This window comes from Psychromicrobium ferritrahens (assembly GCF_043789415.1).
Taxonomy (GTDB): Bacteria; Actinomycetota; Actinomycetes; order Actinomycetales; family Micrococcaceae; genus Renibacterium.
Genome location: NZ_JBDLLW010000001.1, coordinates 1308871 through 1327550, shown reverse-complemented (window position 1 = coordinate 1327550; position 18680 = coordinate 1308871). Strand labels below are relative to the sequence as shown.

Below are 18680 nucleotides of genomic sequence, written 5' to 3'. Positions count from 1 at the left end.
CGCTAGGGCCGGGCCGCGAAGCGCTCCAGGAGGTCGACGTGACCCGAAACGATCAGCATATGGCGGGCTGAAACTTTGGTATCCGGCTGAGCGTAGGTGAAATCCTCCCCCGGGGATTTGATCCCGACGATGGTCACCCCGTACTTCGAGCGCACTTTGGACTCTGCCAGGGTGAATCCCTGGGTTTCTTTCGGTGGGTACATCTTCACAATCGCGAAGTCGTCGTCGAACTCGATGAAGTCCAGCATCCGGCCGGAGACCAGGTGTGCGGCGCGCACCCCGGCGTCGGCCTCGGGGTAGATCACATGGTTGGCACCGATCCTGCTCAGGATCTTGCCGTGGGATTGCGTGATCGCCTTGACCCAGAGGTGCTCGATGCCCAGATCGACCAGATTCACGGTGATCAGCACGCTGGATTCGATGGAAGTACCCACTCCGACGACGGCGGAATTGAAGTCCTGAGCGCCGAGTTGGCGCAGTGCATCGATATTGGTGGCGTCTGCTTCCACCACATGGGTCAGCGTGCCCGACCACTTCTGTACCAGGCTGGGGTCGCGCTCGATCGCGAGCACTTCGCGGCCTTGTTTGACCAGCTGCTCAGCCGTTGCGGAACCGAAGCGGCCCAGCCCGATCACCAGAACGGGGGCGTTATGGGCGGGACGGGAATTGGATCCATTCTTATCAGCCAATGATCGGCCTCTCTTCGGGATAGTGGAACAATTGGCGGCGCTGGCGCAGGGCAAGACCGGCAGCGAGAGTGATAGTGCCCACTCGGCCGGCGAACATCAAAGCGGCCAGCACATAGACTCCGGCGGGCGGTAATTGGCCGCTCAAACCGGTGCTCAGGCCGCAGGTGGCGAAGGCGGAGATCACCTCGAAGAGCACGGTGTCCAGTGGGGCATCGCTGATGATCAGCAGCGCCCCGGTGGCGAGCAAGACGAAGGTCGCGCCCATGATGATCACCGAGATCGCCACTCGCATAGTCCCCTGCGGGATGGTGCGTCCATAAATCTTGACGTCGGCGTCGCCTCGCGCCTCGGCGGCAATCGCGAGGAACATCACCGCGAGCGTCGTGACCTTGATGCCGCCCGCCGTCGACGCCGAACCGCCGCCCGCGAACATCAGCGCATCGGTGAAAACCCGGGAAACCGGATCCAGGCTATTCATATCCACCAGATTGAAGCCCCCGGACCGGGTCATGATGGAGGCGAAGAGCGAGTGCAGCAGTTTATCGCCGTCGGAGAGATTCCCGATGCTCCGCGAGTTGGTCCACTCGAAGGCCGCGAAGCCGACCATACCCACCAGTACCAGGATCAAGGAGACCTGGATGGTGAGCTTGGTGTGCAGATTCCACTTTTTGATCCGCAGGCCGTTGCTGAGCAAGACCATCATCACCGGGAAACCGAGGGAGCCCAGGAAGACTCCGACCATCAGCGGAGTGAGGATCCAGGGGTCGGCCTCGTAGGGCACTAGGCCGTCGGAATGCGGTGTAAAACCGGCGTTATTGAAGGCTGAGATCGAGTAGAACACTCCGTGCCAGACAGCCAGCCAGAAGGGCTCGCCCAGGATGATGAAGCGCGGGATTAGCGCCAGCGCGAGAATGATTTCGACGGCGACCGAGGTGGTGATCACGATGCGCAGCAAGGTGCCGACTTCACCCAGTTTCCCGGCGTTCATCGCCTCCTGAGCGATCAGCTTGCCGCGGACACCGAGGCGTCTGGAGACCATCAAGGCCATCAGCGAGGCCAGTGTCAGGATGCCTAAGCCGCCGACGAAAATGGCGATCAGGATCACCAATTGGCCGAAGAACGTCCAGTGCAGCGCCGTCGAGACGGTAGTCAGTCCGGTGACGCAGACCGCGGAGACCGCGGTGAAGAGCGCGTCGTGAAAAGGAGTCACCTGGCCGTTGGTGGCTGCCGCAGGAAGCGAGAGCAAAGTGGTGAAAAACATGATGACCACAATGAAGACGATCAGCGCCAGGCGTGCGGGGGAGGAACTGGCCACTGAGTCGATGAAATCCCGCAGCGCAGCAACGAAAGCGAAACGACCGCGTTCGTGCTGCGGGCGCCAGGCGGGCTGACTCTTGGCCATCGAAAGGGAAACTTTCTTGTTCGAAAGAAAATGCTGATCTGACAAGTAGTAAACCACTTTTGCCCGAGTGTGGGGCAGTTCGTCCCGATTGCGCCACGGTGCCCCGGATCACGTAGCCTGTCAGAGATGTCTTCGCCAACTGATGCAAAGCTGCTCGCCCCGGCTACCTGCGTGGTCTGGGACTCCGACCTGACCGCTTACGACTTCGGACCGAGCCACCCGATGTCACCCGCGAGGCTCGCGCTGACGGCCGAGCTCTCCGAGCAACTGGGCTTGTTCGAGCGGGACGGCGTCTCCGTGCTGAAGCCCTATGTGGCCAGCGATGAGCAGCTGCTCACAGTGCACGACGCCGACTATATTGCGGCGGTCCGCTCGGTGAGCGCGGATCCTCACACCGTAGAGGACCGCGGACTCGGCACCGAGGAGACCCCGGCCTTCGCCGGAATGCATGAGGCCAGTGCGCGGCTGGTCGGCGGATCGTTGCTCGCCGTGGAATCGATACTCTCGGGTGAATCCCAGCGGGGCGTCAATTTTTCCGGGGGCATGCATCACGCCAGCCGTGGTAAGGCCAGCGGCTTCTGCATCTACAACGACGCCGCCGCAGCGGTCCAGCGCTTGCTCGACGCCGGGGTCAGCAAGGTCGCCTACATCGACATCGACGCTCACCACGGGGACGGCACGGAGAGCATCTTCTATAACGATCCAAGGGTGCTGACCGTCTCGCTGCACGAGAGCGGTTTGTTCCTGTTTCCCGGTACCGGCTTCGCCAATGAGATCGGCGGCCCGCAGGCGCTGGGCTCAGCGGTCAACATCGCCGTGCCTGCGCACACCGGTGACGGTGGCTGGCTGCGCGCCTTCCACGCCGTAGTGCCGCAGATCGTGCGGGCATTCGGTCCTGAAATAATCGTTTCGCAGCACGGCTGCGACTCGCATCGGGATGATCCGCTGACTCATTTGAATACCAGCGTCGATGCGCAACGCGAAGCTGCACTGAGCCTTTCCACGTTGGCGAATGAGCTCTGCGAGGGGCGTTGGCTCGCGGTTGGTGGCGGAGGCTACAGCGTGGTGAACGTGGTTCCCCGGGTCTGGAGCCATCTGATCGCCATTGTGAGCGGCAAAGCGGTTCCGCTGCGCACCGAGACCCCGCTTGCCTGGCGGGAACGCGTGAGTGCGCAGTTCGGGGCTCAGGCGCCGCTTCTGATGGGCGACGAGGTGGATATCTGGTGGCGGTCCTGGGAAGTCGGCTACAATCCCGCTGATGCGCTCGACCGCGCGGTGATGGCGACCCGTAAGGAGATTTTCCCGCTCTACGGCCTGGACCCCTGGTTCGACTAAGTCCCCACGCCCTCCCAAGCTTCGCAGGCTCAGCTCGGGGCCCTCGGGCGCGTGGGCCCAGGACGCTCCCATAGTGTCCGTTCACGAACTGCCCCTTTCCCTCGCGGGCTCGGGCAGGGGCCTTGTTCGTTCTCTTAGCGCCACGATGGGGCCCTCCCCGTCATCTCCCAAGCTTCGCTCCGCTCAGCGTGGGTCCCTCGATGCCGTGGGCCCAGCGTCCCACTCTATTTCGGATGGGCCCTCCCACTTCTCGTTCCTCGAAGCGGGGCCCTCGGGCGCGTGGCCCCGGGACGCTCCCCGAGAGCGATGCTCCCAAGCTTCGCAAGCTCAGCTCGGGTCCCTCGGGCGCCTTGATCGGGCGGAGAGGCAGGGGATCGCCAGTGAATTCCCGGCAGTCTTTCAGGTTGAAGAGATGCCAATTCGGTTATATGTCGTTAGGGTAGTTCCATGGTGAACGAAGATGTCTTTACCGTACTTGCAGAGCGAACCCGACGGGATATTCTGCTGGCGTTGCGCGGCGGCGATAAGGCTGTAGGTGAGTTAGTCGAAGAATTGGGGGCGAGTCAGCCCACCGTCTCCAAGCATCTACGGGTGCTCCGGGAAGCAGAGCTGGTGGCCATGCGTGCTGACGGGCAACGCCGTTATTACCGGCTCGAGCCAGGCCCGTTGAGCTCGGTCTCCGAGTGGCTGGATAGTTTCGGGCTTCCCCGAGCCGCATCGCCTGCCCGGGCCGCTCAACCGCAGTCGGCCCCCGGTCTGGCGCTAGCCCCCGAGGCTGAACTCGACACCGATTCAATGCCCCAGCAAATCGGGCGTAGCGTGGGGCGGGCCGCCACCAAGGCGGCGGATCTGCTGGCCAATCTGCCGAAGTTTGGCCGACGTCGAGACTAGCGCTCCCAGCCGTCAACGGCATTTTCACTCATCACGATGCGTCAGTATGAGTGAAAAATATGTAAACACTGTGGCGTGGCTAAGGCTCCGCAATATAAAGTTATGGTAAAGCACTTTCACATTGGTCACTTCAGCATCTAGAGTAACTTTGATGCGGTCAGGTGATCCTGCCGCCGTGGGTTGTGCATTTCAACTCAAGAGCGAAGGGTTCCAGATATGGCTGAGAGAAACACATTCTCAGATGTACGTTTTCTCACCGTGGCCGAGGTCGCGGAAGTGATGCGGGTGTCAAAGATGACGGTGTATCGAATGATCCGTTCTGGGGAGCTCCCGGCGGTGCAATTCGGTCGTTCTTATCGGGTTCCGGAGAACGCCGTCTCAGAGCATTTGCGCAGCCTCGGTTTCGGCGGTTCGGCGGAGACCGCCTAGAGGCTGTACCCTAGTAAAGATCCAGATCGGTCAATTATGTTGATACTCCTTGGCGGTTAGCCCAGGAAACAAGTTTGTGAGGACTTTGTGGGTTCAGTAATTAAGAAGCGCCGCAAGCGGATGGCGAAGAAGAAGCACCGTAAGCTGCTTCGCAAGACTCGTCACCAGCGTCGCAATAAGAAGTAAGGCTTTGTGCCTGGCCCGTCACCACCGGTGGCGGGCCTTCTTCGTCTTAAGCGCGAGTCTCAGCGGTTGCGAATCCGGCTGAATCCACGCCACAGCCCGTAAACCACGCCAGCGGCTGTTGCCACCCGCAGCCCGCGCGTAGCAGCCCGCCGTCCGGAGCGGAAGTCATAGATCGGCCAGTTATGATCCCTGGCATGACGGCGTAATTTGGCGTCCGGGTTGATCGCCACCGGATGGCCCACCGAGGTAAGCAGCGGAATGTCGTTATAGGAATCGCTATAGGCCCAGCTGCGTTCCAGCTCGAGGCCTTCCTGCCCGGCGAGCTTTTTGATGGCCACCGCTTTAGCCGGTCCATGCAGGATTTCGCCGACCAGTTTGCCGGTGTAGACGCCGTCTTTGATTTCCCCCACCGTGCCAAGGGCGCCGGTGAGGTTCAGCCGCGAGGCGATCACATCCGCAACCTCAATGGGTGTCGCCGTCACCAGCCAGACCTTGCGGCCCACCCTGAGGTGCTGCTCGGCGAGCGCCCTGGTGCCAGGCCAAATCTTCGAGGCGATCATCTCGTCATAGACTTCCTCACCGACATTGGTGACGAAATCCGCCTTGATGCCCGCAGCCAGGGTGAGCGCAGAATTCTGTACCGAATGAATATCATCCAGATCTTCGCCGCGCAGGATGAATTTCGCCTGCTTCCAGGCGAAACCGACGGCCTGACGCAGTGTGAAAGCCTTCTTCTGATACATTTTGCGGGCCAAGTGAAAGAGACTGGCCCCACGCATCAGGGTGTTGTCGACGTCGAAAAATGCAGCTTCGCCCTGGTGCTCAGAGGTAGTCGAAGATGCCTCGACTACAACGCTATTCACTTCGGGCATGCTACGAGTTTAGCCAGTTTTCGTGGTTTTACCCTAAGCCGCCCCGGCTGACTTTGAAGTACGGTGGTCAGGTGAGCCCAACCCCGCTACCCGAAGCAGTGACCCTCGTAGTGAAGCCCGACTGTCACCTCTGCGCGGAGGCGAGACGACTGGCCTCCTCAATCAGCGCTGAATTCGGGCTCTCCGTGCTGGAGCAGTCCATTCTGGACGAACACGGACGGTTACGGCCCGACTATGCGAAATTCGCCGAGGAAGTCCCTGTACTGCTGATCGACGGGGTGCAACGCGATTTCTGGACCATCGACCCGGAGCGAATGCGTCGTTTGTTACGGGACCGCCAGAGCCGCCCGAAGAACGACTGACTTGGGATTGTCTTCTGCGAAGATCTAGAGTTGTGGTGTGTCTACGCCGCAGTTTCCACTGAATTCCGCAGAAGGTGCTGGCAGCCTGCCTGCCCAGGAACTGGAAACTCAGGCCCGGACCCTACCGCCGGCCGCTGTGGCCAGGCTGACTCTTTACCTGCGGGCGCTCAATGCCTTACTCGCGGAAGGCGCCGAAAGGGTCTCCTCGGAGGAACTCGCCGAAGCCTCTGGGGTGAGTTCCTCCAATGTGCGGAAAGACCTTTCCTATCTGGGCTCATACGGTACTCGGGGCGTCGGCTACGAAGTGCAGTTCCTGAGCCGCCGGATCGCCGTCGCGCTGGGCCTTACCCAGGAATGGCGGGTCGCCATTATCGGCGCGGGTAACCTGGGACGCGCGTTGGCGCGTTATGCAGGCTTCGAATCACGAGGCTTCGACGTCGTCGCCCTGCTGGACCAGGATCAGCTGCTGATTGGTCAGGAGGTCGGCTGGCTGAGGGTTTCTGATGCGAGCCACTTGGAAGACGTGTTGCGGCGCACCCGAGCCAATATGGCGGTGCTGGCGCTTCCCGCTGAAGCCGCGCAAGCGGTCTGCGATCGGGTGATTGAGGCCGGAGTGCAGAGCATTCTGAGCTTTGCCCCGGTGCTCTTGCAGGTGCCAGACCACGTCAACCTGCGCAAGGTCGATATGGCGACTGAACTGCAGATTCTCGCCTACCATGCGCAACGGTTACCTGAGGCCGGAACCGCTACCGCCTGAATAGTTGCCGGGGACGCGGGGTTTCGGTTCGAAATGGCTTCTACTGGCCGGCAGCCAGCAGTAGATGATACCGAAAATGCCGAAGCCCACCTGCAAGAGCACGAGCGGGCTGAAGGCGATCAGGAACCCCAGGGAAAAGACAGCCAGCACGGTGCCAAGGATTCTGGCCCAATTGCGCCCGGCGCGGATCTTGAAGGCGATCAGCGCATAGAGCCCGGCCAACACAAAGCCGAGCACCACGGCGAAGATTATCGATCCGGTGATCACCGAGGAGATGTCGATGCCCGAGGAGTCGATCCCCGGGTATTGCTTGATTTGATTGAGCAGCGCGGCGCGCATTTCAGGAGAATTGGCCAGGAAGGCGCTGCTCACCGCGCTGACCAGCATAATGGCACCCGCCAGCAGGATCAGCGCAAAGGCGCTCTTGATCTGTCGAGGGACTGCGCTACCCGCCGGTGCGGAGGGCCCAGAGCTGGATCCGAAGCCGGGATTCTGTTGCTGATTCGCCTGTTCCTGCTGGAACGGGGATTGATAGCCGGGTGGGGCGTATTGGCCGTAACGCGGCACTCCCGGAGCGATTTCGGGGAACTGCCCACGGCCGGGCTGGGGCGAAGCGGAATCCGGAGTATCAGGATTGGCTGGTTCTCCGGGATGTGGCGTGCTCATCGGGTTCCTTGGGGTTTTTGCGGTTAAAAAGAGTGGCCGAGGTGGGAATTCAACCCTACCCCGACCACTCTGTGAGTGAACTGAATTAGCCGACTGGCGGTGCGCTACGACGTGAATTCAGCCACGCCGTCGACTCCGGCAACCACATCAGCACGGTGGCGACAATGCCGATCAGGCTGACCCAAGCACCGAAGGCGGTCAGAATGATGGAGACTACGGCTACCGCAGTCAAGGCGAATCGCGCCCATTGCAGCCCTTCTTTGAGCTTCATCGCGAAGACCACGATGGCTGCGATCACGACCAGGGCAATGATCGAAATGATGATTCCCCTAATACCGAGTCCGCGATAGTAGCCGCTTTCGACGTAGACGCCAAAGAGATTATCGCCCTGGCCGAGCAGCACGAGGCTGCCGATAAAACCGAAAATGGTGGTCAGCAGCCAGATCCCAGCGGTGATCAGCCAGAGCACGTAGGAGATCTTCAGCAGTTGCGGCAGTCCGCCCAGATTGAAGATTCCGGAGAAGCCGCCCTTGGGCAGCACCTCATCGAAAGATTTGGGAGTGTCCGTGGGCAGCTGGAATTGGAAATTCCCCTGACCGGGCTGGCCGGGCTGCTGATACTGCGGCTGGCCGGGCTGCTGGTACTGCGGGGCGCCTTGCGGAGCTTGGTAACCGGGCTGCTGGTAAGGCTGCTGAGGGGCCGCGGGCTGCTCGGGTGGCACCCCTTGAGGTGCCTGATAACCAGGCGCCTGATAAGGATCAGCGGGAGGCTGCACAGGCTGTTCGCCTGGCTGGCCTGGATTCGGGTTCTCTGGGGGTGTACTCATGGCAACACTGTATTGCTGTTCAGCGCTTTTGCATAGGAAGCGGAGGTCACAAAACAGGGCACAAAAAGGCCGCCGTACCAGAATTCATCGACAGTCGATCCGGTACGGCGGCCTCAGAACAAACCCTTAGGCGGCAGTGAATTCTGCCTCGATGTTGATGGTGACCTTATCGCCCACCAGGACGCCACCGGCTTCCAGAGCGGCATTCCAGGTCAGCCCGAAGTCCTTACGGCTGATCACGGTCTGTGCGCTGAAACCTGCACGGGTGTTGCCGAAGGGGTCAACCGCCACTCCGTTGAATTCGGTGTCGAAGGTGACCTGCTTGGTGATGCCGCGGATGGTCAGATCGCCGGTCAGCTGGTAGGTCTCACCGGAAGCCGTTACCGAGGTTGAGTTGAAGCTCAGCTCCGGAAACTGCTCGACGTCGAAGAAGTCAGCGCCGCGGACGTGGCCGTCGCGGTTGGCATCACCTGAGTCGAAGCTGGAGGACTTGATGGTGACCTGTACCGAAGAGTCGGCGAGGCTCTCGCCGACCACGGCGGCACCGCTGGCATCGGTGAATTCGCCGCGCACCTTTGAAATTCCGGCGTGGCGAACGGTGAAGCCGATCTGGCTGTGCGAGTTATCGAGGGCCCAGGTGCCGGTGGTCAATCCGGTGGGAATGGTTTCAACGCTCATGGTGACTCCTAAGTATTTGTTCGACAAGGGTGACGGGAAGGCCCGTTCACGATTAAGAATCATGCAAACGTATGGTTTATTCCAGGACTGATTAACCTTTCTTAATCTCGTTTGAGAGAATAGGTGGATGGCCCAAGCTACCGTTCACCTGCTTCGTCACGGTGAGGTCTTCAACCCCGATCAGGTGCTTTACGGTCGGCTGCCCGAATTTCACCTCTCTGATCGAGGGGTGTCGATGGCCTTTCTGGTGGCTGAGTACTTCCGTGCTCTGGCGGAGGACGGCGCTGTGTTCAGCTATCTTGCCGCTTCTCCGCTCACCAGAGCACAGGAAACCGCGCAACCCAGTGCCAGCGCTCTGGGGCTCGCACTGGAAACCGATGAGCGGCTGATTGAGGCGGGGAACCACTTCGAAGGAGCCAGGGTCAATGCTACCGAATTGGTCAAGCCGCGGTACTGGAAATACCTCTGGAACCCGCTGCGGCCCAGCTGGGGCGAGCCCTACGAAGCTCAGCTGCTACGGATGCGAGGGGCCATTGAAACGGCTCGGCAAACCGCCGTTGAACGGGGCGGCGACGGGGCTCAGGCGATTTTAGTGAGTCATCAACTGCCGATCTGGGTGACGCATCTGAGCTTGCAGGGCCGTCGTCTTTTCCACGATCCACGGAAGCGGGAGTGCTCCCTGGCTTCCATTACCGCCATCGATTTTGATGGCGCTCACGTGCGGGGAGTGCGCTACAGCGAACCGGCGGCCGCGCTGCTGCCCGGCGCCGCCGCCACTCCTGGCGCTTAGCGACGGCTTGAGACCGGCAGAGTAATGCGCGACAATTGAATTTCGACAATCTGTAGAAGTGTGGGTGAGCAGAACAGATGCTAGATCGACGTGCGCTCTTCGGCGCAAGCGCAGCCATCATTGCGAGTGCTGCGCTCGCCTTGAGCGGTTGCGCGGCTTCCGACCCGCTGGCTGATCAGGCCAAGGCGGGGGACGGTAAGAACTATATCGCCGGCGACGGTTCGGTGACTGAGTACGCCGTCGATCAGCGGGGTGGTACCGTCCAGTTTGCCGGCGCCCTGCTGAACGGGCAGAACGTGGACGCCAAGACCTTCAAAGGCAAGGTCACGGTGCTGAATTTCTGGTACGCGGCCTGTGCTCCCTGCCGCTTGGAGGCGCCCGATCTAGAGGCCCTCAATCAGGAATTCACCCCTCAGGGCGCCTTGTTCTATGGGGTCAACGTGCGGGACGACGTCGCCAATGCGGATGCCTTCGCGCGCACCTTCAAGACCACTTACCCGAGCTTCAAAGATAAAGACGGCGCAGTGCTGCTCGCGGTCTCCAGCTTCGTACCGCCCTCGGCTGTTCCCACCACCTTGGTGCTGGACAAAGAGGGCCGGGTGGCCGCACGGATTCTCGGGGTGGCCGATAAATCCACGCTCAAAGCGCTGATCAGCAGTGCGCTGGCCGAAGGGAAAACGGCCGAGGGGAACTCGGCTCAGAAGTGAACAGCTTGAGAAAGTGTTGAACAACCCCTTCGCCGAGGCGGTGCAGAATGGCTCGCTCTTGCTTGCCCTCCCGGTGGCTCTGCTCGCCGGACTGGTGTCTTTCCTCTCGCCCTGCGTGCTCCCTTTGGTGCCCGGTTACCTGGGCTATGTCACTGGGCTCACCGGAGTCGATCTAGCTAAGCAACGCCGTGGCCGGATGGTGCTGGGCATCTCGCTCTTCGTACTCGGTTTCACGGTGATCTTCGTGCTGCTCGGGGCTGCGGTGGGCGGACTCGGTGCTTGGTTATCGATCAACGCCTCCTGGATCACCCAGCTGATGGGCATTGTGGTGATCGTTCTCGGCATCGTTTTCCTCGGCGGCTTCTCCTTCCTGCAAGGCGAGGCCAAGATTCATGGCAAACCCCCGGCGGGACTCTGGGGAGCTCCCATCCTCGGCGTGACCTTCGGTTTGGGTTGGGTGCCCTGCATCGGCCCGACGCTGAGCGCTGTGCAGTTGCTCTCCTTCTCCGGAGGCACAGACGCCGCTAAGGGTGCGCTGCTAACCTTCGTCTATTGCCTGGGGCTCGGCTTGCCTTTTCTGCTGATCGCGCTGGGCTTTCGCCGCGGTATGGGCGCGCTGGGTTTCTTCAAGCGGCACAAACTCGCCCTGCAGCGGATCGGTGGCGGTCTGCTGATCGTGCTCGGTCTGCTGATGGTGACCGGGGTATGGAATTATCTGATCAGCACTCTGCAAGGTTGGATCTTTGCCGTGGAGTTGCCGATTTGAGGAACGGCCGATGACTGAGAGAGCAATGAGCGAAAAGAAAAAGCAGCGGCAAGCCGAAACATCGGAGCCCGTGCTGCCCCGATTGGGTTTCTGGGGCATGCTGCGCTGGGCTTGGACGCAGCTGATCTCAATGCGCACCGCGCTGTTCCTGCTGCTGCTGCTGGCAGTCGCCGCGGTCCCCGGGTCCACCTTTCCGCAGCGCATCCAGAACCCCGCAGCGGTCACTCAGTACATCAAGGACAATCCGGTCACCGGCCCGGTGATGGACTGGTTAAAGCTCTTCGACGTCTTCTCCTCGCCATGGTTCTCGGCGATTTATGTGCTGCTCTTCATCTCGCTGATCGGCTGCGTGCTGCCGCGTGCCAGACAGCATTACAAAGCGATGCGCTCGGCTCCGCCGCGCACCCCGCGCAGGCTTTCGAAGCTCGCTGAATACGGCACTTTACAGGTTCCCGCAGTGCAGTCCCTGAGTGCCGAGCAAGCCATTCGGGACGCCGCAGCGGTGCTCAAGCGCCGGGGCTATCGGGTTGAGGTGAGAGCCGACAGCGACCGACCGAGCGTGGGCGCTGAGCGTGGCTTCCTCAAGGAAGTCGGCAATTTGCTCTTCCACCTCTCGCTGATCGGGGTGCTGGTGGCCGTCGCCATCGGAGGGCTCTTCGGATACTCCGGGCAGCGCGTGCTGGTTACCGGGGACAGCTTCGTCAACACCCTGATCGGCTACGACTCCTTCAGCCCGGGCACGAATTTCAACTCGGACTGGTTGCAGCCCTATTCGATCAAGCTGGATCAGTTCAATATCGTCTTCGACCGGAACGCCAACGCCAAAAAAGTGCAGCCGCTCGATTTCAGCGCCAAGATGACGGTCAAGGAATCACCGGATGCCCCAGCCGTGCAGAAGGAACTCAAGGTCAATGAGCCGCTGAGTATCGGCGGCACCGATGTCTACCTGCTGGGCAATGGCTACGCCCCGCATTTCACCATTAAGGACGGGAACGGCAAGGTCGCTTTTTCCGACTGGGTGATTGGCGGAGTCCCGGACCCCACCTACAGCTCTGGACTGGTGATCAAGGTGCCCGATGCCAAACCTGATCAATTGAGTTTTGTCGGTACGTTCTTGCCGACCGCGGCCAAGAACGCTGAGGGACTGGATATCAGCATCGATCCTGATCTAGGCCGCCCAGAGGTGATTCTCAACTCTTATTTTGGTGATCTCGGGCTCGATAAAGGTGTTCCGCAGAATGTCTTCAACCTTGACGCCTCCAAGCTCACCGCGCTCAATGATCGGAAGCTTCCCTCCGGGGCCATTACCCTGCTCGGTGGTCAGACCTATCAGCTCCCGGACGGCAAGGGCTCAATCACCTTCGACAACATCACCCGCTATGCGGGCCTGGAGATCCGGCACAACCCGGCCCAGGTCTATGTGCTGGTTTTCGCGGCCACCGCGCTGCTCGGACTGATCGGCTCGCTCTTCCTCTCCCGCCGCAGGGTCTGGGTGCGGGCGGGGGAGCACCCCGACGGCCGGGTGATGGTCGAATACGGCCTACTGGCCCGCGGCGAGGACTACCGATTGGTACGCGAAGCCGCCCTCTTACGGTCCCAACTGGCTAAAGTCTGGGCACTGGCGGAGAATCAGAAGAACGATTCAACGGAGCCGGAGCCGGATTCGAAAGCGAAGGAAAGCTAATGCCCGAGATCAATGAACAGCTAGGCGAGTACAGCGCGCTCTTCATCCTGCTAGCCGGGGTGACCTATGCGGTGGCCTTCTGCGCCTTCACCTGGGATCTAGTGGTTTCCAGCCGGACGACCCGGGCCATCGAGGCTCAGTCGCGTGAAGCCCAGCTGGTCAAAGCCGCTCAGCTAAGTCAGCCCGTCGTCAAACGTCAATCGGCAGCGGTGAACGCGGAGTCAGCTAACGGCACCACCCTGGATCTCGCCGAGCGGCCAAGCAGTCACTCTGGGAAGAGCTCACCTTTGCTGGCCGATGAGTCGATGAAATACGGTGGCAGCGAACGCCGCCCGGCCGCTAGGGCCGCCGTCGCCGTCACGATTCTTGCCACCCTGCTCTGCGGCACCGGCGTGGTGCTGCGCGGCCTGGCAGCTGGTCGGGTGCCCTGGGGCAATATGTACGAGTTCTGCACCACCGGCGGCTTCCTGGTAGCCGCGGTGTTCCTGATCGTGCTGACCCGGCGTGACCTGCGCTTCCTCGGCACCTTCGTGATCGGCCTGGTGCTGGTGATGCTCTTCGCCGCTTCCAGCGCCTTCTGGGTACCGGTGGGTCATCTGGTGCCCGCTCTGCAGAGCTACTGGTTGGTCATCCACGTCTCCATCGCGGTGCTCTCCGCCTCGCTGTTCACCCTGACCTTCGCGATGAGCGTGCTGCAACTCATCCAATCGCGCAGGGAGGCAAAGCTGGAGGCCGGTTTGCAGGACCGGCTGCCCTTCATGCGCTTGGCGCCATCAGCGCTGAGCCTGGAGAACCTCTCCTACCGGCTCAATGCGATTGCCTTCGTCGGCTGGACCCTCACCCTGATCTTCGGAGCGATGTGGGCGGAGAAGGCCTGGGGCCGCTACTGGGGCTGGGACACCAAGGAGGTTTGGACCTTCGTGATCTGGGTGGTCTTCGCCGGTTATCTGCACGCCAGGGCGACTCGTGGCTGGACCGGTACCCGTGCGGCTTGGCTGTCGATCGTGGGCTACGCCTGCATCGTCTTCAACTTCACCGCTGTCAATATCTTCTTCACTGGCCTGCACTCCTACGGCGGGGTTTCACCGAGCTAGTCCCCACGTCCTCCCAACGCTCATACTTCGCGTCGGGTCCCTCGGACGCGGGGCCCCACCCACGCCTCCAGACTTCGCAGGCTCAGTCCGGGTCCCTCGGACGCGGGGCCCCACCCACGAAACCACTCACGACTCCGGATAATAACGACGTCGGGAAGCCGCGTTCAGAAGGGGTGCGGCTTGCAGCAGAGCTAGCTCTCCTGGTCGCGGAGCTTGCGCTCTCGTTCCTCGAGCTCGGCCCGAAGCAGCCGGAGCCGCTCTTCTTCGGTTTTCTGTCGCCGCGCAATGTCGAGATTTCGCAGGAAATCAGGGTCGTCATCCGGAGCCATCGGAGCTTTGCGCACCGGGGGCTCGGCCTGATAGCGCGGCCGCCCCAGAGTGAACCACAGAACGAGCCCGATCAGCGGAATGAAGACGATCAGTAAGGCCCAGCCGACTTTGGGGAGATTGCGAATGTGCTGCTCATCGCTGCGCAGGCAATCGATCAACGCATAGATCTCAAGACCGAGAAGAATGATGAACGGCAGTAAACGGAGCATGGTTCATTCTATCCGGAGCTCTGCGAAGACCTTGACGGGCGACCACACACCGTCCACAAGGAAGCGACAGGAAGTAAGCGTAAACTAGAGGCGTGGCGTTTCTGAAGTACTTTCTGATCAGAGCGGGAATCCTGATCCCGCTCTTCGTGATTTTCATGCTCCTGGGGTTGGGAATCATTTTTTCCGCGATTGCGGCGACCCTGATGGCTTTTTGCGTCGCCTATCTGTTCTTCCGACCGCAGCGCAATGCCGCAGCGGATTCGATTCGCACCATGGTCTCGCCCGAAGCCCGCCGTGCCCGGGCCAGTAAACCCATGAGCGACGATGCGATTGAGGATTCCCTGCTCGAGGAGCATCCCGATCTGGAGATCGACGTGGACCGCAAACCGGCTAAAACCGGCCAGGCTGCTCAACTCCCCGAGAACATCGACGGTTCGCGGCGGATCTAAGCTCAGAAGGCCTTCGAAAGCACCAGCGCCGCCGCGTACAGCACACTGAAACCCAGGTTGATCAGCCCGGTCTGCCGCAGCACCGGGATCAAGGCCTTCCGCGACTTACCTGAGAGCATGATCCAGCTCGGCATTAGCGTTGCCGGGATCAGCAGCAGCACCATCAGCACCCAGGGTTTCTCCAGCACGAGCAGCAATGGCAGCACGATCGCGATGCCTAACAGCAGCACATAGCTCAGCCTGGCATTCCGATCGCCCAATCGCACCGCGAGCGTCCGCTTCCCCACCTCGGAATCGGTCGGGATATCTCTGACATTATTCGCCATCAACAGCGCCACCGCGATCAATCCGGTGCTGATCGCGCCGAGCAGCGCGGGTACACTCAGCCGTCCAGCCTGAGTGTAAGTGGTGCCCAAAGTGGCCACCAGCCCGAAGAACACGAAGACGAAAAGATCTCCGAGCCCCAGATAGCCGTAGGGATTCTTACCGCCTGTATAGCCCCAGGCAGCGAGCACGCAGGCCACCCCGATGAGCAGGAACCACCAGGACTGCGAGATGACCACCAGGACCAGCCCGGCGAGCATGGCGACCGCGAAGGTACCGAAAGCCGCGAACTTCACCTGCTGGGGACTAGCAGCCCCCGAACCGACCAGTCGAAGCGGCCCTACCCGGACGTCGTCCGTGCCGCGGATGCCGTCTGAATAGTCATTGGCATAGTTCACCCCGATTTGCAGGAAGAGCGCGACCACAGCGGCCAGCAGGGCATTCAGCCACTTGAAAGCGCCCAACTCGAAAGCCGCTGCTGAACCGACGATGATCGGGGCGATAGCCATTGGAAGGGTGCGTAATCGAGCGCCCTCCACCCACTGTGCTGCATTTGCCATCCTTCTATTCTCCCCGATCTTTCAGGCGTAAGAGTTCGATCAGTCGTTGCCGGTCCACTTTGCCTTGAGGGAGCAACGGCAGCTCGTGGAGGAGCAGGAAAGTCTTCGGCAGAGCATGCGGTTCCAAGAGCTCGGCTGCGGCTTGACGCAGTGCCGTCTCCTCGGTTTCGCCGGATATCGCCGCGACGATCTTCTGCCCCCAGTCAGGGTCGTCCAGGCCCGTGACGAAAGCTTCGCGCACTCCCGGGATGCTGCGCAGTTCGGCTGCCACCAGCTCGGCCGATACTTTGAGGCCACCGGTGATCAGCACATCGTCGACTCGCCCTAGGATGCGTAGCCGGCCCTCGGCATCGAACTCACCGAGATCCGATGTCCGGTACCAGGGCAGGCCCTGGACGGTCTGGAAGACCTCGGCACTTCGTTCCGGATCGCCCAGGTAACCAGCGGCGATCGTGGGGCCGCCCAACCAGATGACCTGCCGCCCCTCGGAATCCTCCCGGAGCGCAATCTCGACGCCGTCGAGAGCTTCGCCGTCATAAACGCAACCGCCACAAGTCTCCGCGCTGCCATAGGTGGTGACCACCGAGACGCCGGATTCCCGGGAGAGCTGCAGTAAATCTGGGGACGCCGGTGCGCCGCCTAGCAAGATGGCGTTGAATCGGCGTAAAGCAGGCAAAGCCTCCGGTACCTCCAACAGGCGGCTCAATTGAGTCGGCACCAAGGAGGTGTAGCGGATCGGATCGGTCATGCTCGCTGCCGCCGTGATGAAGGCCCCCGGGCTGAATCCACCCGCCATGATCTCCGGGTAGGTCCCGGCGAAGAGCGACCGGACAAGTACCTGAACCCCCGCTACATAGTGCAACGGCAGGGCGAGCAGCCATTGCCCTTCCCCCTGTAGCTTCAAGGCCGTGCCGAAGGAGGAGGCTGCCAGAGCCTCGCCGCCCAGCATCACCCGCTTGGGGGTGCCGGTGGAACCGGAGGTGCCGATCACCACGGCGATGCCCTCGGGTGCTTCGAGGAGCCGTGCTCCTTCAGCGTCGAAGCAAACCGCCGGCCCCTCACCAGCCAGTGCGGCCGAGAGCGCGGTCAGAATTTCCTTGATCTGCATGCGCCGCGACCTAGAAGTAATAGGGGAATGCTGACCAGTCGGGAGCCCGTTTCTCCAGGAAAGCGTCACGGCCTTCCACTGCTTCATCGGTCATATAGGCCAGCCTGGTGGCTTCTCCGGCGAAGACCTGCTGCCCGGCCAGGCCATCGTCGGCGAGATTGAAGGCGAATTTCAGCATCCGGATCGCCTGCGGAGATTGCCGGGCGATATCCGCGGCGTATTCGAGAGCCACCTCTTCAAGCTTTTCGTGGTCAACGGCTTCGTTGACCGCTCCCAGTTGCACCATTTCGTCGGCGGAGTACTCCCGGGCTAGGAAGAAAATCTCCCGGGCGCGCTTCTGGCCGATCTGCCGTGCCAGCAGTGCCGAGCCGTAGCCGGCGTCAAAAGATCCCACGGTGGCATCGGTCTGCTTGAACTTGCCGTGCTGTTTTGAAGCCAAAGTCAGGTCCGAGACCACATGCAGTGAATGGCCACCGCCAGCCGCCCAGCCATTGACGACGGCGATCACCACCTTCGGCATGGTGCGGATCAAACGCTGGACCTCCAGAATGTGCAGGCGCCCTGCCCTGGCTGGATCGATGGTCTCGCGGGTCTCGCCCTCGGCGTAGCGGTAGCCGTCTCGGCCACGGATCCGCTGATCCCCGCCGGAGCAGAAGGAGTGCCCGCCATCCTTGGCGCTGGGGCCGTTTCCGGTCAGCAGCACGGTGGCCACTTCCGGGGTCATCCGGGCGTGGTCCAGCGCCCGGTACAGCTCATCCACGGTGCCGGGGCGAAAGGCATTGCGGACTTCGGGCCGGTTGAAGGCTATCCGCACGGTCGGCAGATCCACCCCGTTCTCATGCTGGCGGTGGTAGGTGAGATCCTGAAAATCCTCAAAACCTGTCACTGTGCGCCAGCGGCTGGGATCGAAGATATCTGAGACTTTTGAGGGCTGCTCGGCCGTTGATTCGCTCACCGGGACATTCTACTTCTCGCTCGGTCGGGGAACCGGATCGGTCCGAAAGCAGGCCGATAATCGCCCAGTTTAGCCTCGCTCCGCCCTAGATGGCAGACTGGAACGATGGAATGCCTGGCCTCACCCCTCGTTTTTGCGACGCCGGTGGGCCAATGAAGCGGCTTTCCAGGAGGTGGGCTTGGTGGGGTCTATCGATCTACGGCGTCGTGGTGCTTCTCGCGGTGTTCTGGCCCAGCCACATCGATGAGGGAGTCGCACCCGCCCTCTCTTATCTTCTCAATGCCCTGCATCGAGCGGGGGTGCCGAGCTTTGTGGACTACAGTCTGGTTGAGTTCTGCGCCAATATCGCGATGTTCTTCCCCTTGGGTTATTTTCTCGCCGTGCTCTTCGGGCGCCGCTGGTTCCTGGCGGTCCCTTTGCTGATCGTGCTGAGCACCCTGGTCGAGGTATCCCAGGCCGCGTTCTTAGCCGGACGTACCGCTGATTGGACGGACGTCCTGGCCAATAGCTTGGGTGGCCTGTTGGGGGCACTGCTGTGCTTCTGGCTGGCTCGACGCCGAAGAGCCCTGACAGGGCAGACGGAGACTCCCGAAGGCTCCGGGCCATAGGCC

Annotated in this window: 23 protein-coding genes; 13 read left to right on the top strand and 10 right to left on the bottom strand. The window is 61.4% G+C overall.

Features of this window, described 5'->3' with window-relative positions:
* Window positions 1-2: 2 nt before the first annotated feature.
* Both ABDK06_RS06180 and ABDK06_RS06175 read right to left on the bottom strand, forming a co-directional pair.
* Window positions 3-689: a potassium channel family protein gene (locus tag ABDK06_RS06180; RefSeq protein ID WP_394940005.1), complete on the bottom strand. Its 687-nt coding sequence runs from the start codon at window positions 687-689 to the stop codon at window positions 3-5.
* Window positions 682-2091 (bottom strand): TrkH family potassium uptake protein, encoded by a 1410-nt coding sequence (locus ABDK06_RS06175; protein WP_394940003.1) that lies wholly within the window; start codon window positions 2089-2091, stop codon window positions 682-684. The genes ABDK06_RS06180 and ABDK06_RS06175 overlap by 8 nt, the downstream gene beginning before the upstream one ends.
* 126 nt (window positions 2092-2217) lie before the next feature.
* Between ABDK06_RS06175 and ABDK06_RS06170 the strand changes: the two genes are divergently transcribed.
* The 4 genes from ABDK06_RS06170 (at window position 2218) to ABDK06_RS06155 (ending at window position 4932) form a co-directional block, all read left to right on the top strand.
* A complete protein-coding gene (locus tag ABDK06_RS06170) occupies window positions 2218-3426 on the top strand; it encodes an acetoin utilization protein AcuC (RefSeq protein ID WP_394940001.1) in 1209 nt (402 codons plus the stop codon).
* 447 nt (window positions 3427-3873) lie between these two features.
* Window positions 3874-4317 carry an ArsR/SmtB family transcription factor gene (locus ABDK06_RS06165; protein WP_394939999.1) on the top strand — a complete coding sequence of 148 codons (444 nt, stop codon included), beginning with the start codon at window positions 3874-3876 and terminating at the stop codon, window positions 4315-4317.
* Window positions 4318-4533: 216 nt separating this feature from the next.
* A complete protein-coding gene (locus ABDK06_RS06160) occupies window positions 4534-4746 on the top strand; it encodes a helix-turn-helix domain-containing protein (protein WP_394939997.1) in 213 nt (70 codons plus the stop codon).
* An 87-nt stretch (window positions 4747-4833) separates the two neighbouring features.
* Window positions 4834-4932, top strand: a complete 99-nt coding sequence (locus ABDK06_RS06155; RefSeq protein WP_003792170.1) for a 30S ribosomal protein bS22 — start codon at window positions 4834-4836, stop codon at window positions 4930-4932.
* 59 nt (window positions 4933-4991) lie between these two features.
* On the opposite strand, the gene ABDK06_RS06150 is transcribed toward ABDK06_RS06155, so the two are convergent.
* Entirely contained in the window at window positions 4992-5804 is an 813-nt protein-coding gene (locus ABDK06_RS06150) for an HAD family hydrolase (protein ID WP_394939964.1), read from the bottom strand.
* 71 nt (window positions 5805-5875) lie between these two features.
* Between ABDK06_RS06150 and ABDK06_RS06145 the strand changes: the two genes are divergently transcribed.
* Together ABDK06_RS06145 and ABDK06_RS06140 are read left to right on the top strand one after the other, a co-directional pair.
* Entirely contained in the window at window positions 5876-6166 is a 291-nt protein-coding gene (locus ABDK06_RS06145) for a glutaredoxin family protein (RefSeq protein WP_394939962.1), read from the top strand.
* A gap of 85 nt (window positions 6167-6251) precedes the next feature.
* Window positions 6252-6923 carry a redox-sensing transcriptional repressor Rex gene (locus ABDK06_RS06140; protein ID WP_394940806.1) on the top strand — a complete coding sequence of 224 codons (672 nt, stop codon included), beginning with the start codon at window positions 6252-6254 and terminating at the stop codon, window positions 6921-6923.
* On the opposite strand, the gene ABDK06_RS06135 is transcribed toward ABDK06_RS06140, so the two are convergent.
* The 3 genes from ABDK06_RS06135 to ABDK06_RS06125 all read right to left on the bottom strand — a co-directional run bounded on the left by ABDK06_RS06135 (window position 6894) and on the right by ABDK06_RS06125 (window position 9093).
* Window positions 6894-7589 (bottom strand): hypothetical protein, encoded by a 696-nt coding sequence (locus tag ABDK06_RS06135; protein ID WP_394939960.1) that lies wholly within the window; start codon window positions 7587-7589, stop codon window positions 6894-6896. The two genes, ABDK06_RS06140 and ABDK06_RS06135, sit on opposite strands and share 30 nt — an antisense overlap.
* A gap of 85 nt (window positions 7590-7674) precedes the next feature.
* Window positions 7675-8415 (bottom strand): hypothetical protein, encoded by a 741-nt coding sequence (locus tag ABDK06_RS06130; protein ID WP_394939958.1) that lies wholly within the window; start codon window positions 8413-8415, stop codon window positions 7675-7677.
* Window positions 8416-8541: 126 nt separating this feature from the next.
* The gene (locus tag ABDK06_RS06125) at window positions 8542-9093 is read right to left on the bottom strand and encodes a YceI family protein (protein WP_394939956.1); all 552 of its coding nucleotides are present in this window, start codon (window positions 9091-9093) and stop codon (window positions 8542-8544) included.
* Between the two features lie 127 nt (window positions 9094-9220).
* On the opposite strand from ABDK06_RS06125, the gene ABDK06_RS06120 reads away from it, so the two are divergent.
* The 5 genes from ABDK06_RS06120 to ccsB all read left to right on the top strand — a co-directional run bounded on the left by ABDK06_RS06120 (window position 9221) and on the right by ccsB (window position 14134).
* A complete protein-coding gene (locus ABDK06_RS06120; RefSeq protein ID WP_394939954.1) occupies window positions 9221-9883 on the top strand; it encodes a histidine phosphatase family protein in 663 nt (220 codons plus the stop codon).
* Between the two features lie 77 nt (window positions 9884-9960).
* Window positions 9961-10590, top strand: a complete 630-nt coding sequence (locus ABDK06_RS06115; protein WP_394939953.1) for a TlpA family protein disulfide reductase — start codon at window positions 9961-9963, stop codon at window positions 10588-10590.
* Between the two features lie 16 nt (window positions 10591-10606).
* Window positions 10607-11356 (top strand): cytochrome c biogenesis CcdA family protein, encoded by a 750-nt coding sequence (locus ABDK06_RS06110; protein ID WP_394940805.1) that lies wholly within the window; start codon window positions 10607-10609, stop codon window positions 11354-11356.
* A gap of 10 nt (window positions 11357-11366) precedes the next feature.
* Window positions 11367-13040: a cytochrome c biogenesis protein ResB gene (resB, locus tag ABDK06_RS06105; RefSeq protein ID WP_394939951.1), complete on the top strand. Its 1674-nt coding sequence runs from the start codon at window positions 11367-11369 to the stop codon at window positions 13038-13040.
* A complete protein-coding gene (gene ccsB / locus ABDK06_RS06100; RefSeq protein WP_394939949.1) occupies window positions 13040-14134 on the top strand; it encodes a c-type cytochrome biogenesis protein CcsB in 1095 nt (364 codons plus the stop codon). The genes resB and ccsB overlap by 1 nt, the downstream gene beginning before the upstream one ends.
* Before the next feature lie 191 nt (window positions 14135-14325).
* Here the strand turns inward: ccsB and ABDK06_RS06095 are convergent, their stop codons facing one another.
* Window positions 14326-14673 carry a PLD nuclease N-terminal domain-containing protein gene (locus ABDK06_RS06095; RefSeq protein ID WP_394939947.1) on the bottom strand — a complete coding sequence of 116 codons (348 nt, stop codon included), beginning with the start codon at window positions 14671-14673 and terminating at the stop codon, window positions 14326-14328.
* Window positions 14674-14765: 92 nt separating this feature from the next.
* On the opposite strand from ABDK06_RS06095, the gene ABDK06_RS06090 reads away from it, so the two are divergent.
* On the top strand, window positions 14766-15122 hold the full coding sequence (locus tag ABDK06_RS06090) for a DUF4229 domain-containing protein (RefSeq protein WP_394939945.1): 357 nt from the start codon (window positions 14766-14768) through the stop codon (window positions 15120-15122).
* A 2-nt stretch (window positions 15123-15124) separates the two neighbouring features.
* Here the strand turns inward: ABDK06_RS06090 and ABDK06_RS06085 are convergent, their stop codons facing one another.
* The 3 genes from ABDK06_RS06085 to ABDK06_RS06075 are packed head-to-tail and all read right to left on the bottom strand — an operon-like array spanning window position 15125 to window position 18069.
* Entirely contained in the window at window positions 15125-16006 is an 882-nt protein-coding gene (locus ABDK06_RS06085; RefSeq protein WP_394939943.1) for a 1,4-dihydroxy-2-naphthoate polyprenyltransferase, read from the bottom strand.
* Between the two features lie 4 nt (window positions 16007-16010).
* Window positions 16011-17114 carry an AMP-binding protein gene (locus tag ABDK06_RS06080; RefSeq protein ID WP_394939941.1) on the bottom strand — a complete coding sequence of 368 codons (1104 nt, stop codon included), beginning with the start codon at window positions 17112-17114 and terminating at the stop codon, window positions 16011-16013.
* A 10-nt stretch (window positions 17115-17124) separates the two neighbouring features.
* Window positions 17125-18069 carry a 1,4-dihydroxy-2-naphthoyl-CoA synthase gene (locus ABDK06_RS06075; RefSeq protein WP_394939939.1) on the bottom strand — a complete coding sequence of 315 codons (945 nt, stop codon included), beginning with the start codon at window positions 18067-18069 and terminating at the stop codon, window positions 17125-17127.
* Between the two features lie 89 nt (window positions 18070-18158).
* Between ABDK06_RS06075 and ABDK06_RS06070 the strand changes: the two genes are divergently transcribed.
* On the top strand, window positions 18159-18677 hold the full coding sequence (locus ABDK06_RS06070; protein WP_394939937.1) for a VanZ family protein: 519 nt from the start codon (window positions 18159-18161) through the stop codon (window positions 18675-18677).
* The last annotated feature ends 3 nt before the right edge of the window (window positions 18678-18680 follow it).

What these genes read in the sequence shown, in the direction of transcription:
- ABDK06_RS06165 (WP_394939999.1), top strand. Translation starts at nt 3,874, where the DNA reads ATGGTGAACGAAGATGTCTTTACCGTACTTGCAGAGCGAACCCGACGG.
- ABDK06_RS06080 (WP_394939941.1), bottom strand. Translation starts at nt 17,114, where the DNA reads ATGCAGATCAAGGAAATTCTGACCGCGCTCTCGGCCGCACTGGCTGGT.
- ABDK06_RS06095 (WP_394939947.1), bottom strand. Translation starts at nt 14,673, where the DNA reads ATGCTCCGTTTACTGCCGTTCATCATTCTTCTCGGTCTTGAGATCTAT.
- ABDK06_RS06115 (WP_394939953.1), top strand. Translation starts at nt 9,961, where the DNA reads ATGCTAGATCGACGTGCGCTCTTCGGCGCAAGCGCAGCCATCATTGCG.
- ccsB (WP_394939949.1), top strand. Translation starts at nt 13,040, where the DNA reads ATGCCCGAGATCAATGAACAGCTAGGCGAGTACAGCGCGCTCTTCATC.
- ABDK06_RS06135 (WP_394939960.1), bottom strand. Translation starts at nt 7,589, where the DNA reads ATGAGCACGCCACATCCCGGAGAACCAGCCAATCCTGATACTCCGGAT.
- ABDK06_RS06150 (WP_394939964.1), bottom strand. Translation starts at nt 5,804, where the DNA reads ATGCCCGAAGTGAATAGCGTTGTAGTCGAGGCATCTTCGACTACCTCT.
- ABDK06_RS06170 (WP_394940001.1), top strand. Translation starts at nt 2,218, where the DNA reads ATGTCTTCGCCAACTGATGCAAAGCTGCTCGCCCCGGCTACCTGCGTG.
- ABDK06_RS06070 (WP_394939937.1), top strand. Translation starts at nt 18,159, where the DNA reads ATGGCAGACTGGAACGATGGAATGCCTGGCCTCACCCCTCGTTTTTGC.
- ABDK06_RS06120 (WP_394939954.1), top strand. Translation starts at nt 9,221, where the DNA reads ATGGCCCAAGCTACCGTTCACCTGCTTCGTCACGGTGAGGTCTTCAAC.
- resB (WP_394939951.1), top strand. Translation starts at nt 11,367, where the DNA reads ATGACTGAGAGAGCAATGAGCGAAAAGAAAAAGCAGCGGCAAGCCGAA.
- ABDK06_RS06175 (WP_394940003.1), bottom strand. Translation starts at nt 2,091, where the DNA reads ATGGCCAAGAGTCAGCCCGCCTGGCGCCCGCAGCACGAACGCGGTCGT.
- ABDK06_RS06125 (WP_394939956.1), bottom strand. Translation starts at nt 9,093, where the DNA reads ATGAGCGTTGAAACCATTCCCACCGGATTGACCACCGGCACCTGGGCC.
- ABDK06_RS06085 (WP_394939943.1), bottom strand. Translation starts at nt 16,006, where the DNA reads ATGGCAAATGCAGCACAGTGGGTGGAGGGCGCTCGATTACGCACCCTT.
- ABDK06_RS06160 (WP_394939997.1), top strand. Translation starts at nt 4,534, where the DNA reads ATGGCTGAGAGAAACACATTCTCAGATGTACGTTTTCTCACCGTGGCC.
- ABDK06_RS06130 (WP_394939958.1), bottom strand. Translation starts at nt 8,415, where the DNA reads ATGAGTACACCCCCAGAGAACCCGAATCCAGGCCAGCCAGGCGAACAG.